This window comes from Paraburkholderia bonniea (assembly GCF_009455625.1).
GTDB lineage: Bacteria > Pseudomonadota > Gammaproteobacteria > Burkholderiales > Burkholderiaceae > Paraburkholderia > Paraburkholderia bonniea.
Genome location: NZ_QPEQ01000001.1, coordinates 2,891,077 through 2,904,045, shown reverse-complemented (window position 1 = coordinate 2,904,045; position 12,969 = coordinate 2,891,077). Strand labels below are relative to the sequence as shown.

At 57.4% G+C, this 12,969-nt stretch carries 13 protein-coding genes and 1 tRNA gene; 5 read left to right on the top strand and 9 right to left on the bottom strand.

Going from position 1 to position 12,969, the window contains the following annotated elements; genetic code table 11:
- Positions 1–59: 59 nt before the first annotated feature.
- The 7 genes from GH656_RS12760 to GH656_RS12730 form a co-directional block, all read right to left on the bottom strand.
- The gene (locus GH656_RS12760; RefSeq protein WP_153076284.1) at positions 60–581 is read right to left on the bottom strand and encodes a hypothetical protein; all 522 of its coding nucleotides are present in this window, start codon (positions 579–581) and stop codon (positions 60–62) included.
- A gap of 9 nt (positions 582–590) precedes the next feature.
- Positions 591–2,765, bottom strand: coding sequence for a DotA/TraY family protein (locus GH656_RS12755; protein WP_246184260.1), 2,175 nt, complete (start codon positions 2,763–2,765; stop codon positions 591–593).
- Complete coding sequence (locus GH656_RS12750; protein ID WP_153076283.1) at positions 2,762–3,067, bottom strand: hypothetical protein; 306 nt, start codon at positions 3,065–3,067, stop codon at positions 2,762–2,764. Before GH656_RS12750 ends, GH656_RS12755 begins: the two co-directional genes overlap by 4 nt.
- 89 nt (positions 3,068–3,156) lie before the next feature.
- The gene (locus tag GH656_RS12745) at positions 3,157–3,888 is read right to left on the bottom strand and encodes a replication initiation protein (RefSeq protein WP_153076282.1); all 732 of its coding nucleotides are present in this window, start codon (positions 3,886–3,888) and stop codon (positions 3,157–3,159) included.
- A gap of 176 nt (positions 3,889–4,064) precedes the next feature.
- Positions 4,065–4,244, bottom strand: coding sequence for a hypothetical protein (locus GH656_RS12740; protein ID WP_153076281.1), 180 nt, complete (start codon positions 4,242–4,244; stop codon positions 4,065–4,067).
- A gap of 771 nt (positions 4,245–5,015) precedes the next feature.
- A tRNA-Pro gene (locus tag GH656_RS12735) sits at positions 5,016–5,092 on the bottom strand.
- A gap of 47 nt (positions 5,093–5,139) precedes the next feature.
- A complete protein-coding gene (locus tag GH656_RS12730) occupies positions 5,140–6,132 on the bottom strand; it encodes a polyprenyl synthetase family protein (RefSeq protein ID WP_153076280.1) in 993 nt (330 codons plus the stop codon).
- A 228-nt stretch (positions 6,133–6,360) separates the two neighbouring features.
- Here GH656_RS12730 and rplU point away from each other — a divergent pair, with 228 nt between their 5' ends.
- From rplU to proB, 4 genes are all read left to right on the top strand, one after another.
- Positions 6,361–6,672, top strand: a complete 312-nt coding sequence (gene rplU / locus GH656_RS12725; RefSeq protein WP_096718280.1) for a 50S ribosomal protein L21 — start codon at positions 6,361–6,363, stop codon at positions 6,670–6,672.
- A gap of 24 nt (positions 6,673–6,696) precedes the next feature.
- Positions 6,697–6,960, top strand: a complete 264-nt coding sequence (gene rpmA / locus GH656_RS12720) for a 50S ribosomal protein L27 (RefSeq protein WP_153076279.1) — start codon at positions 6,697–6,699, stop codon at positions 6,958–6,960.
- Positions 6,961–7,117: 157 nt separating this feature from the next.
- Positions 7,118–8,233 (top strand): GTPase ObgE, encoded by a 1,116-nt coding sequence (obgE, locus tag GH656_RS12715; RefSeq protein WP_153076278.1) that lies wholly within the window; start codon positions 7,118–7,120, stop codon positions 8,231–8,233.
- Between the two features lie 78 nt (positions 8,234–8,311).
- Positions 8,312–9,445 (top strand): glutamate 5-kinase, encoded by a 1,134-nt coding sequence (gene proB, locus GH656_RS12710; protein ID WP_153076277.1) that lies wholly within the window; start codon positions 8,312–8,314, stop codon positions 9,443–9,445.
- 149 nt (positions 9,446–9,594) lie between these two features.
- Here the strand turns inward: proB and GH656_RS12705 are convergent, their stop codons facing one another.
- A complete protein-coding gene (locus GH656_RS12705; RefSeq protein WP_153076276.1) occupies positions 9,595–10,149 on the bottom strand; it encodes a CNP1-like family protein in 555 nt (184 codons plus the stop codon).
- A gap of 72 nt (positions 10,150–10,221) precedes the next feature.
- Entirely contained in the window at positions 10,222–10,884 is a 663-nt protein-coding gene (locus tag GH656_RS12700; RefSeq protein ID WP_153076275.1) for an RNA pyrophosphohydrolase, read from the bottom strand.
- 197 nt (positions 10,885–11,081) lie between these two features.
- Between GH656_RS12700 and GH656_RS12695 the strand changes: the two genes are divergently transcribed.
- A complete protein-coding gene (locus GH656_RS12695; protein ID WP_153076274.1) occupies positions 11,082–12,818 on the top strand; it encodes a proline--tRNA ligase in 1,737 nt (578 codons plus the stop codon).
- Positions 12,819–12,969 lie beyond the last annotated feature (151 nt).

Below are 12,969 nucleotides of genomic sequence, written 5' to 3'. Positions count from 1 at the left end.
TGTACGATCGTTGTATAGCAAGACCGGGCCGTTAGGCCCGGTCGGTCAGTATCCATCCGCTACGCCGCGCGCCCCAAGGCATACTGAATACGAGCGCTAGTATCTTCGGCGTGAAGTCGGTTGACGCGGATCTGCATCGAAGGATTGGCAAAGTCCCTGAAGCTGAACGTGAATGCAGAATGGATCGCGTCGCCGGCGTCGCTAACTTCGGCGCTTTGAATGTAGGTGAGCGGCTCGTATTTTGCGACGTTCTTCTCACGATCAATGACAACCGCTCTGCCTGTCACGGTATCAAGGCCGACATATCGCGTGTTGAGGTAGTCGGCAAGCTCGACTTGTGGCCGGAAGCTCGGCGCGATCGAAGCGATGAGCTTGCGCATGTTGCTGTCGCGCGATCGGCGCCATTTCGATAGCAGCAGGAGACCGCCCGCGACCCAGACGACAGATGCAACCATTGTCACAACGGCCACGCCTGAGTGCAGGAATCTTCCACCCCATACCGAATACACGAATACGGGGAGCGCGGCCAGTACGGATGTCGCGATATAGAGCAGCTCGGATGCAAGTCTCAGCAATCGCATTGCGTTCTCCTATTCTCTGATGCCATCAGTCTTGGATGAAGGACTCGTCCCGCCCAGCGGGCGCTTGCCACCGCTACCAGACGGACGAATATCGAATTTTGCCAGCATGGTATTGAGCGCGGTTTTGGTCCTCTCGCTATGATCGCCACCGATCATAGCCGGCGCGACGCCGCCTACCCAGTTGATCACCTTGTCGGGGACCAGGAAGATCAAGTTGAAGCAACTATGCACGAGGTTGAGACACATCGAAAAGTAAATCGTGCAATACGCCAGAATCGAACCGATGCCGGTCAACGAGTCGAACTGCGCGTTGGCGAGAGCGATGCCGAATCCTTCGTTCAGCAACGTTCCGCCGGCGATGATCCCTGCGCCTCCGAGGAAGAAGCCGATCACCATGAGGATAGGGCGAACCATCATCTCCAAGAGGAAGATGTAGCCGTGAGCGGTCTTGTGGCCGAGGCCGTCGCCTTCCCCGCCTAGATGCGTGATTGCCCATAGCGGGGCCGCGATCACGCCTTCTCCGACAACGACGAGCCAGTTCACGGCTGCGCCGAACCAGATAACGAACGGCACCATCGGCAGATAGGTCGACAGACCGAGCCCGAGCAGCAACGCGGCAATGATGATCATCATGATGATCGGCCCAGCACCATCCAGTGCGCCTTTGATGAAGCTGATCGCACCGCTGGCGTCGGCCACTCGCGATGCCAAACCTGCGATGCTGAAGCTTTCGCTGGTCTTTTCAAGCCCCTTGGCGGTCAGGTATCCGGCGAGACCGATTTCGGCGACGCCAGTAAGGTGATCCCCCAGATTTTTCATCTTGATGAGCGGGTTGATTTGGCCACGCGACTCGCCACCATCGTTGATGTTGGTGATTGCCTCCGTCAACGTCTGACCAGGCGAGCTGAACAGCTTCGCGAGGATGTTGCTGCCATCGTCTTGTCGCTGTGTACCGAGCGGGGTCGCGTGTGTCGTCGTTGCGCGGCCCTGTTGTGCTTGGTACGCGTTCAAGGCCGTCGTGTAGACGGTCATCATGCCGGGATCGCCGCTGATCGACGCGCCGAATGTCGTCGCCTTGCCGGCTACAGCATCGGACAGCTTCGTGTTGGCCGCGGCGAAGGTCTGATACCACTGACCGAGCGTCCACCATCCCCCTTCCTTGATAGATGAGCTGAGCTGGCTAGCCAGTTCCCCAATGTTGCCCTGTTTCGTGGCGGCCATCGAATTGACGGTGTTTTCGTACTGCTGTGCCGCTGCCTGAATTGCCACTTCAGTGTCAGGCAGTGTGCTGTTGCCACTCGTGCTGCGGGTCGTTATCGCGTTGACGAACTCTAGCGCGGATTCGCTCAGCGATTTTTCCATGCTGGAAAGGGCTTGGAGGTGGGCTCTGCGGACCTCGGCGACATCGATTGTGCTCGAGAACCAGCTCGTCGAGCTGGGCTGTGATTCGAGGTTAGGGTCGACATTGGCGCCACCGCACACGAAGCTCTTGTTGGCGAGTAGGAACCCGGTATCCGTCGCTTGCGTTTGCACATAGCTGTTTTCGGGAAGAAGCGCCCCCTCGCTAGACCCCATAGTCAAGCTTGCGTTAATTCCGTGGCGGCACAACTCGATCTCAAAGATCTTGTGAGCCAGCGCATTGGTGCTGGGCATGACGGGCTGCAATACCATTCCCTTCCCGTCATTAAACGCCGTGACGGCGGCGTCGACGCCCATGTTCGCGACACCGACGCCCATCACCGCCGCGGACCACAGCATCAACAACTGCGCGAGCGACCAGCCGTTTGCCGTCGGCACGAGGGCGGCCAGACCCCAAACGAGTCGGATCGGCCCCCATAGCGTGTGCTTCTCACGATCGTAGACCGTGCCGTCGTGCGCTGTTTGCGACACCTTCCGGAACATCACGTAGCACGCGAAAAGCGCGCCGATGACCAGCAGCGCGCCGTTTGCCACTTGGAAGATTCCGGCCAGTATCGTGTCGCTGCCGCCGGCGCCCCCGGTCGCAAGTGGATTGTTGACGACGTTTCCGTAGATGGTGACGAGCGCCTGGCGCGACTTGTCGCCCGAGCGTTGCGCTGCCTGCGTGATCTCACCGAGCGTCGTACCGTCGGCGAAAACCGGCATGGACATCCAGCAACCGGCGATAAGCAACAGGAGCGCGCGCATAGTCTTCATGCGGTTCATCGCTGTTCCTCCCGTTGATCGCTTTTGGTCCACCAGAATCGAATCTCGTGATCGAAGACGTGGGCCCACCAGAACCTCCGTCGGTAGTAGTCGATACACGGCCGGTCGGGATGGCGTGCGCGCCACAGCAGTTCGTCGGAGAACCAGGCCAGGACGGTCGTGATAACCAGTAGGACCGACCATGTGAGCGGTTGAAAAAGCCGTCCGGTGACAAGGCCGAAGAGCGACCAGAGGGCGAGAAAGAGGAACCATCGCTTCAGCGCCAGTTGCTTGGCGACTTCTTTTTTATCAGGGCTCGGCATTTTTCGTTCCTTGCGTTTGCATATGTACGTACGTATGTATTCAGTCGCGGCGATCCGGCGAATCGCGCAGAAGGAGGGCGGTTCCATGATTACAATTTGGTCCAGATCGCTTGCTCTCTGCCGCGCGTGCTGGTTCCAATGTGGGCGCCTGCGATAATCTCAACGCGCTCCAGTTCCGCCAGTGCGGCGCACAGGGCGTGGCGGAATTTGTCCATCCGACTGGTGTATTGCAACTTGTTCTTGAGCCAGTCCAGGCCATACCGTTGCACCTTGTCGGCCGAGGTTGCGATCAGGCGTTGCAGCGCCTTCGCCATGTTCTGCCCCCGTCCAAACTGGCGACGCTTGTTCCAGTCGATCAGGGAAAATTCCCGGTCGCCGTAGACGTCCTTCCAGCGAGGATCGATGCGCAAGGTGTACACGCCAGTCTCTTCGTCGTAGTCGAAGCCCTGGATCATGTGTAGGACACGGTTTTTGCCGACCTCCAGCTTTAGCTCGCCGTCCTTCCTTACCTCGATGACGAGCATGGCAAAGGACAGTGCGGTCATTGTGCGAAGCAGCCACTTGTACTCGTTTCCGCCGGTGTGCCGGTTGATGGACTGAAGGAATGCGGATCGCTCGATGACGACTGGTTCTCCCAACCGCTGTTTGCCCGCGATGTCCATGGCCTGCATCCACACATCGGCTTGCGACTCGTCGAGTTGTTCCCCCCAAAACTTGATGACGGTGCCGCGGAAGGTCACCAGCTCTGCATCCTTGTGAATCTTCTTCTTGCCTTGTGCGACGGGGGCGAACAGGCTGGAGCTGGCGATAGGGTTAGGCATTGCGCGCATGTGCGGCCGCAAACCTCGGAGGAACAGTTTCCGAGGCTCATGCCGCTCCTTGGCTTGTGCTGCACGCTCTTGCAATCGTGCCCAGGTAGCTGGGTTGACCATGGTGTCGAGTCGTCGCGGCCCGCGGACTACTTGAGCCGAAGCGTTGTTTTGGGGGCGAGGGTTGCTCATCGCTCGGCCCTCGCGCTGTAGCTGTACCCTTGCCGCTTGGCGTCCCCCTCAATCCAGCCCGAAAAGTAGGAGAAGGCGTCAAGGTTGGCGGGGCATGGCGTCATTGCGTGGCCGACCTCACCGGCATCAAAGCCCGCATGCCACGCTTTGGGATCAATGTGCACGGCGACGTTCATTGCGCCCCCTTGGTCGGGGATCGCGATTCCGTCGCTTGGCGCTGCCAGGCTAATTGCTGGGCCTTTGTTGGCCGACCGCGCGGACGGCGAGTCGGGGGAGGGAATGGTTCCCGATTCGCGTCAATCCAAGCCCGAACATCGTGCTCGTACCAACACAACCGGCGGCTGTGCGGCATCTTGAAAGGACGGGGAATGAGGTGTTGGTACTTTGCGTTTGTGGCGCAGGTACGAATCGTGGTCGCTGTCTTGCCAATGAGGGCCGACAGTTGTTCAATGAAGAGGACGCGAGGGAGCCCGTCTGTAGGGGCGAGCGGGATGGTCATAGATGCCTCATAAGTGCAATGCGCTTATGAGGGCCGACTGTCGGTCAAGCGGGGCCGGTGAATTCGATCACCTTTCCTTGGTCGCTTCACCTCACGGTGTTCTGAGCACTAAGGGTTCGGGTTTAGTTCCGCTGCGCTTGGGAATGAAAACCGTTGCCCCCGACGGCTTGACCGTCGAGCGTTGCAGGCTCTTTCAGCTGGGCTCTATCCCTCTACGATTTGCCCAACCTTCTCGCGAAATTTGCGCCGGGGCTACACGGTGTCTTGTAAGGCGATTCGCGAGGTCACCGTTGCGTTGACCCCATGAATAAGAGGATAAAAAAATATCCCACGCGCTGTCAAGCAGGTGGGACATTCTTGGGACAACCAGAAGGGAGATTTATTCTAACTCGACATGAACATCAAGTTAGAAAAGGATCGATAACTCCTTGATCTTTTTGAAGAATTCTGGTCGGGGTGAGAGGATTCGAACCTCCGGCCTCTACGTCCCGAACGTAGCGCTCTACCAGGCTAAGCTACACCCCGATTTATAGACTGTTTTCTTTGGGATTTTTCCGACGCTTTAGTCCAGATTAGGACTGCCTTGCCGTCGAATAAGAGCACAATGATAGCAGGCTTTCTTTATAAATGGAATGCGGAAACCCCGAGATGGCTGCCGCTGCAGCCTGTGCTTCCTGTTTGGCGCACTCAAGCGTGTGGTCAAGCGCGCCTGATCGTGTAATCGCCTCAAAAATGGTGTCGAAGCGGTCAGTGCCGCCTTGTTCGATCGCCTCCCGGGCGAGTGCCGATTGCTCTGGCGTGCCGCGTTCAATCAGGTAAATCAGCGGTAACGTTGGCTTGCCTTCGCGCAGATCATCGCCGGCGTTTTTACCCATTGATTCGGCGGTGCCGGTGTAGTCGAGCCAGTCGTCCATGATCTGGAACGCTGTGCCGATGCGGCGGCCAAATTCGGCGGCGGCGGCTTCAACCGTTGCATCAACGCCGGCCAGAACCGCACCTAGTTGCGCGGCGGCTTCGAACAGTTTCGCTGTTTTGTAGCGAATCACTTGCATGTAACGCGTTTCGTCGACGTCCGCGTCGTGCATGTTCAGAAGCTGAAGCACTTCGCCTTCCGAAATAACGTTGGTTGCTTCGGCGAGGATCTCCATCACACGCATTTTGCCCACGCCGACCATCATCTGGAACGAACGTGAGTACAGAAAATCGCCAACCAGCACGCTTGCGGCATTGCCAAACAACGCGTTAGCGGTTTGCCGGCCGCGCCGCAGATCGGATTCATCGACGACATCATCGTGCAGCAGCGTCGCTGTGTGAATGAACTCGACCACAGCAGCCAGCTCGTGCCGGTGCCCGGTGGTTTCGCCTAGCGCGCCGGCTACCAGCAGCAGTAATGCAGGGCGTAGGCGCTTGCCGCCTGCACCGATGATGTACTCGGAAATCTGGTTAATCAGCATCACCTCGGATGCCAGACGGTGCCGGATGACGCGGTTCACCTGTTGCATGTCTTCGGCGACGGGAGCAAGCAGGTCGGTGGCGCTGGGGATAGGGATGGCAGTCGACGGCATGATGATGAGATGGGAGAGTGCCGCGAATTATAAGGGGAATCGCGCCTGTTCCGGGCTATAGCCTGAGTGATCCATGCAGGCGAGCTGTTTTATTGGCCAGATGACGGACGACTCTTTTGACTGGAAACCGGTTGGCTAACAGATTTTGACCGTGTAGCTAACTCTATGTATAATTGAGGGTTTCCGCGCGTGGTGCGTGGAGAAAATGAATCCAGAGTGAGGTTTTCAATGTACGCGGTCATAAAAACCGGCGGCAAGCAGTATAAAGTTGCCGTTGGCGAAAAACTTAAAGTAGAACAGATACCGGCAGACATTGACGCTGAAATCACGCTCGACCAGGTTCTCGCAGTGGGCGAAGGCGAATCGATTAAGTTCGGTACGCCGCTGGTCAGTGGGGCTTCCGTCAAGGCTACCGTTGTGTCACACGGTCGTCACGCCAAAGTGACCATCTTCAAGATGCGTCGCCGGAAGCACTACCAGAAGCATGGCGGCCACCGCCAGAACTATACCGAACTGCGTATCGACGCGATTACCGCGTAAGCGCACCGGTCAAGGAGTAATCACATGGCACACAAAAAAGCAGGCGGCTCCTCGCGGAACGGCCGCGACTCCGAGTCAAAACGTCTCGGCGTCAAAGTTTATGGCGGTCAGGCAATTAACGCGGGTGGCATTATCGTGCGTCAACGCGGCACACGTATGCACCCGGGTCAAAACGTTGGCATTGGCAAGGATCACACCTTGTTCGCGCTGACAGATGGCCACGTCAAGTTCTCGACGAAAGGCGCTGACAAGAAGCATCTGGTCAACGTAGTCCCGGCAGCAGCCTGAATTTAATCAGGCACGGGCTTTAAGGACCGGAACAAAGGCCCCGCGAAGTTAGCGGGGCTTTTTTTATTGCCGCATGCGCGCATGCTTGGCCACCTGGCTAGCTGGCAAAGTGCGCGAGGCACGGCAAAATCAAAACCCTGACGGGACGGAGTAACGCATGAAGTTCATTGACGAAGCGCGAATTGAAGTCATCGCCGGCGACGGAGGGGATGGCAGTGCGTCGATGCGCCGCGAAAAATTCGTCCCGTTTGGCGGGCCGGACGGCGGTGACGGTGGGCGTGGCGGTAGTGTGTATGCAGTCGCTGACCGCAATATCAACACGCTGATTGACTATCGCTATGCTAGAAAACATCTGGCGCGCAATGGTGAAAATGGCCGGGGCGCTGATTGCTACGGCAAGGGCGGTGACGATATAACGCTGCGCATGCCAGTCGGCACCATCATTACCGACATGGAAACGGGCGAACTGATCGCCGATCTGACCGAGCATAACCAGTCGGTTCAGATTGCCGTAGGGGGCTCGGGTGGTTTGGGCAATCTGCATTTCAAGTCCAGTACGAACCGTGCGCCCCGGCAGAAAACCGAAGGCAAGCCCGGCGAGCGCCGGATGGTGCGGCTGGAGTTGAAGGTGCTGGCCGACGTTGGCTTGCTGGGCATGCCGAATGCGGGCAAATCAACGTTTATCGCATCGGTTTCGAACGCCAAGCCGAAAATTGCTGATTATCCGTTCACCACGCTCGCACCGAATCTTGGCGTGGTTCGCGTTGGCCCCAGCCGTAGCTTCGTGATCGCTGATATTCCGGGCCTGATTGAGGGCGCAGCCGAGGGGGCGGGGCTAGGCCATCAATTCTTGCGCCACCTGCAACGCACGGGGCTGCTGCTGCATATCGTTGATCTCGCGCCGTTCGATGAGGCGACCGACACGGTTGCCGAGGCTAAAGCGATTGTTAACGAACTGCGTAAGTACGATGAGCTGCTCTTCGAAAAAACACGCTGGCTGGTGCTGAACAAGCTGGACGTGGTGCCGGAAGACGAGCGTAAAGCGCGTGTGGCTGCATTTTTAGCGGGCTTTGGCTGGGATGGGCCAGTGTTTGAAATTTCGGCTTTGACCGGGCAAGGCTGCGAAAGCCTGTGCTACGCGGTGTACGACCATATTGCGGCGCATTCGGAAGCCCAGCGTGCGTCTGAGGCGGAAGAGCTGGCCGCTGATGTTCGCTTCCGCGAAAAGCCGCAAGGTGATGTGGCAAGCGGCTCAACTGAACCTCAGGAATAACCTTCATCGTCGCTGGCGCGCTCGTTTTCCGCAAAATCACGCGGCGCGCGTGCCCACTTTATTGAGAGAGTGCCTACCATGCGGTCCGTCATTGCAGATTCCAGGCGGCTGGTTGTCAAAGTCGGGTCGAGCCTTGTCACCAATGATGGGCGAGGGCTCGATCATGCTGCCATTGGCCGCTGGGCCGCACAGATCGCAGCGTTGCGGGCGCAGGGCAAGGAGGTGGTGCTGGTTAGTTCAGGGGCGATTGCTGAAGGGATGCAACGTCTTGGCTGGACCAAACGGCCGCGCGAGATTGACGAATTGCAGGCGGCTGCAGCAGTTGGGCAGATGGGGCTGGCGCAAGTCTATGAAAGCCGTTTTGCCGAGCATTCAATTCAGACCGCGCAAATTCTGCTAACTCATGCCGATCTGGCGGACCGGGAGCGTTATCTGAATGCACGCTCGGCGCTGCTTACGCTGTTGCGCCTGGGCGTGGTGCCGATCATCAACGAAAACGACACGGTTATTACCGACGAAATCAAATTTGGTGATAACGACACGCTCGGTGCGCTGGTCGCCAATCTGATTGAGGGTGACGCTTTAATCATCCTGACTGACCAGACGGGGCTTTACACCGCTGATCCGCGCAAAGATCCCACTGCCAGGCTGGTTGGGCAAGCGGATGCGGGCTCCCCCGAGCTGGAGGCGATGGCTGGTGGCGCGGGCTCCAGCATTGGGCGCGGCGGCATGCTTACCAAGGTTCTGGCCGCCAAGCGTGCAGCGCATAGCGGTGCCAATACCGTGATTGCGAGTGGCCGTGAAGTTGATGTGCTAGTTCGACTGGCAGCGGGTGAGGCGATTGGCACACAGCTTGTTGCCCGCACAGCCCGTATTGCCGCGCGCAAGCAGTGGATGGCCGATCATTTGCAAGTCCGGGGTCACGTGCTGATTGACGACGGCGCTGCTGAAAAGCTGATGACCGACGGCAAAAGCTTGCTGCCGATTGGTGTTGTGAGCGTGCAAGGCGTGTTCGCGCGTGGCGAGGTCATTGCTTGCCTGAATGCTGTGGGCGTTGAGGTTGCACGTGGGCTGACAAACTACAGCAGCGCGGAAGCCCGGTTAATCCAGCGCCGGCCTAGCGGCGAAATCGAAGCGGTTCTGGGCTATATGCTGGAGCCTGAATTGATTCACCGAGACAATCTGGTGCTGCTCCAGGGGGCGGAAGGCTAGCGCTGCTGGCCGGTTGGATTGAGTGAGCTGTCGTATGCAAATGCAACAAAGCCGCTTTCATCCATTAAGAAGGGAAGCGGCTTTTGTTTTGCACCACTGGGCAATCAGATTAGGCTCGGTGGAGCGGCATGCTGAATTGAAGCATGGGATTAATGCAGCATGCTGTTGCCGTTGGTTCGGTTATAGCGCATGTTTTCAATAATCTGTTTTGCGCTTCCGACGGGCATTTTGCTGGCGCAAAAATAATCCTGATACAGCGCAGCGTGGTACGCATTGAGCTCACCGTTTTCGATTCGCGTCCAGTCGTTTGCCACGGTCTGGTCCCAGCCGCTGTGATCTGCATCAAGGCCTGCATAAAGGCGCCAGCTATAGGTGTCGCAACGAATGCCTTCATAGTTCACATTGCGCGCGCCAGCCGGGCTGGTGATAACGACGGTGTAACGCACGACACCATCAGTGCCGACGCTCAGTGACTGGGTATCAAGCGAAAACTGAAGCCGAGTGTTTTGCGACACGTTGAAGGGCTGGAGGTTGTTTGCCTGCGGCAAAGGTGGCAAGCCTTCGAGCTTGTTTTCGACCCAGTTGCTCGGCCGGTCCAGTAAATAGGTAAAGGCGCTGTCGTCCTTGTTGCTTGGCTTGCTGGCGCAGCCGGCCAGCAGCGCGGCGGCGGAAATAACCGCTGCGGCGAATACTAGAGCTTTCAATATAATTTCCTTGAAATGACGATGCGGCGGAGTAACCGCCGCATCGTCGAGTCCGCCGTGGTGGCCGCACCGCTAATCATGCAAACCCGGCAAGCGTATCAGCGTGGCTTCCGTCTGGCTGAGATCTGATTCGATCATCGTGGTTTGGAGCGAGGTTTCGGTGCTGGTAGCGACAGATACCTCTGTTGTCGTGACCGATGTGTCGCCCCCGGAAAAATGCACGATATGAGGCTGTTTGCCAGGTTTCTCCGCGCGTGACGAAGCGCGGCGCAAGAAACGGGATAGTTCCGTTAGTGCCAGTTGATAGACGTCCCGCTTGAATTCAATCACGCAATCTAGCGGAACCCAGTACTCATTCCAGCGCCACGCATCGAATTCAGGGTGGTCTGTTGCGCGTAGGCAGATATCGCAATCGCGCCCTAACATCCGAAGCAGGAACCAGATTTGTTTTTGGCCACGGTAGTGGCCACGTACTTCGCGCTTGATGAACTTGTCCGGCACCTCATAACGCAGCCAGTCGCGTGTGCGGCCGATCACCTTGATGTGTTCAGGACGCAGTCCGGTTTCTTCGTGTAATTCCCGATACATCGCTTGGACGGGAGTCTCGCCATACTTGATCCCCCCTTGCGGAAACTGCCAGGAATGTTCACGGAGCCGTTTGCCCCAAAACACCTCATTGTGTGCGTTCAAGAGGATGATGCCGACGTTCGGGCGAAAGCCTTCACGATCCAGCATACAACCACCTTCGAATCCTTTAAAATTGCTTTGATTATAAACAGATAACGGACCCGACGCAGCGATTCGCCGCAGATATGGAACGATTTTCTGCGGCCTGCAGCCTTGCGTGCAGGTCGAGTCGTGGCGGGTTTGTCAATCCCATCGTTTTATCTCTCTGAGCGGCCTGTGCCGCCATCGCTTTTGGAAAATTCTGAATGAAAGCCTCCCATTTCTTTATCGGTACGCTGAAGGAAGCTCCTGCTGACGCCGAGATCGTTAGCCACAAACTGATGGTGCGTGCCGGCATGATTCGTCGCGTGGCAGGCGGTATTTACAACTATTTGCCAATAGGTTTGCGCTCCATTCGCAAGGTCGAAGCGATTGTCCGCGAAGAAATGAATCGCGCTGGTGCAATCGAGCTCCTGATGCCAGCTGTTCAGCCCGCCGAGCTGTGGCAGGAGTCGGGCCGCTGGGAGAAGTACGGCCCGGAGTTGCTGCGTTTCAAGGATCGTCGGCAAAGTGAGTTCGTGATTGGGCCGACACATGAAGAGGTCATCACGGATATCGCGCGCAACCAGATCAAGAGCTATCGTCAAATGCCGCTCAATTTCTATCAGGTTCAGACTAAGTTCCGTGATGAAATCCGGCCGCGTTTTGGCGTGATGCGTGGCCGCGAATTCATCATGAAAGATGCTTACTCTTTCGATAAAGATCTGGCTGGTCTTCAAGCGTCATATCAGAAGATGTACGACGCCTACGTGCGCATTTTTACCCGCTTGGGTCTCGATTTCCGTCCGGTTGCTGCCGACAATGGCTCGATTGGCGGCAGCGGCTCGCATGAGTTTCACGTGATTGCCGAGACCGGCGAAGACGCTATCGCTTATTGCCCCACGTCAAACTTTGCCGCTAACGTTGAAGCTGCGGAAGCCTTGCCGTTGCTCGCGCAACGTGCTGCTCCGGCTGCCGAGATGCAAAAGACCGCCACACCGGGCAAAGCGAAATGCGAGGCTGTGGCCGAATTGCTGGCCATTCCGCTGGAGCACACGATCAAGTCGATTGTGCTGGCTACCGATACCGGGGAGGCTGAACCGACCATCTGGCTGCTGATGCTGCGCGGCGACCATGAGCTAAACGAAATCAAGGTCAACAAGCTGCCTGGCCTGGGCGGTTTTCGTTTTGCGACGGAAGACGAGATTGTTGCGTGGTTTGGCACTCCGCCCGGTTATCTGGGCCCGGTCGGCACTAAAAAGCCGGTCAAGGTGATTGCTGACCGTACGGTGGCGAATATGAGCGATTTCGTGGTGGGCGCGAATGAGGTCGATTTCCACCTCACAGGTGTGAATTGGGGACGTGATTTGCCAGAACCGGTCGTTGCTGATATTCGCAACGTTCAAAAGGGCGACCCATCGCCGGATGGCAAAGGGGTGCTCGATATTTGCCGCGGTATTGAGGTTGGCCACGTGTTTCAGCTTGGCAGCCAATATTCCGAAGCGATGAATGCGTCGTATCTGGATGAATCCGGCAAGCCACAGCCGATGATGATGGGCTGCTATGGCGTGGGCATTACGCGTATCCTGGGCGCAGCGATTGAACAGAACTTCGACGACAAAGGCATCATTTGGCCTGAGGCGATTGCGCCATTCGAAGTCGTGCTGTGTCCGATGGGATATGACCGTAGCGACGCAGTGCGCGAACAGGCTGACAAGCTGTATGCAGATCTCACCTCAGCAGGAATCGATGTGATTCTGGATGACCGTGGCGAGCGTCCTGGCGTAATGTTTGCCGACTGGGAACTGATCGGTGTGCCGCATCGCCTGGTGGTTGGCGATCGTGGTCTGAAAGACGGCAAGATCGAATATCAGGGGCGACGTGAAAGCGAAGCGACGCTGTTGCCAGTCGAGAATGCAGCGCAGGCGGTGACGGAAAAAATTCGTGCGGCACTGGCGAGCTAAAACGTCTGCCCTGACCCTGAGTGAGTGACGAAGAGAGAAGTGGGTGTGCCAAGGTGCTTGCGGTACAAGCATCACGTCATGCTCCTTCTTCGTCACAAAGCACAAAAAAGCGGCCTGATGAGTTGCACCCTGCGAGGCTGGATACCGATCC

What these genes read in the sequence shown, in the direction of transcription:
- GH656_RS12760 (WP_153076284.1), bottom strand. Translation starts at nt 581, where the DNA reads ATGCGATTGCTGAGACTTGCATCCGAGCTGCTCTATATCGCGACATCC.
- GH656_RS12755 (WP_246184260.1), bottom strand. Translation starts at nt 2,765, where the DNA reads ATGAACCGCATGAAGACTATGCGCGCGCTCCTGTTGCTTATCGCCGGT.
- GH656_RS12750 (WP_153076283.1), bottom strand. Translation starts at nt 3,067, where the DNA reads ATGCCGAGCCCTGATAAAAAAGAAGTCGCCAAGCAACTGGCGCTGAAG.
- GH656_RS12745 (WP_153076282.1), bottom strand. Translation starts at nt 3,888, where the DNA reads ATGCCTAACCCTATCGCCAGCTCCAGCCTGTTCGCCCCCGTCGCACAA.
- GH656_RS12740 (WP_153076281.1), bottom strand. Translation starts at nt 4,244, where the DNA reads ATGAACGTCGCCGTGCACATTGATCCCAAAGCGTGGCATGCGGGCTTT.
- GH656_RS12730 (WP_153076280.1), bottom strand. Translation starts at nt 6,132, where the DNA reads ATGCCGTCGACTGCCATCCCTATCCCCAGCGCCACCGACCTGCTTGCT.
- rplU (WP_096718280.1), top strand. Translation starts at nt 6,361, where the DNA reads ATGTACGCGGTCATAAAAACCGGCGGCAAGCAGTATAAAGTTGCCGTT.
- rpmA (WP_153076279.1), top strand. Translation starts at nt 6,697, where the DNA reads ATGGCACACAAAAAAGCAGGCGGCTCCTCGCGGAACGGCCGCGACTCC.
- obgE (WP_153076278.1), top strand. Translation starts at nt 7,118, where the DNA reads ATGAAGTTCATTGACGAAGCGCGAATTGAAGTCATCGCCGGCGACGGA.
- proB (WP_153076277.1), top strand. Translation starts at nt 8,312, where the DNA reads ATGCGGTCCGTCATTGCAGATTCCAGGCGGCTGGTTGTCAAAGTCGGG.
- GH656_RS12700 (WP_153076275.1), bottom strand. Translation starts at nt 10,884, where the DNA reads ATGCTGGATCGTGAAGGCTTTCGCCCGAACGTCGGCATCATCCTCTTG.
- GH656_RS12695 (WP_153076274.1), top strand. Translation starts at nt 11,082, where the DNA reads ATGAAAGCCTCCCATTTCTTTATCGGTACGCTGAAGGAAGCTCCTGCT.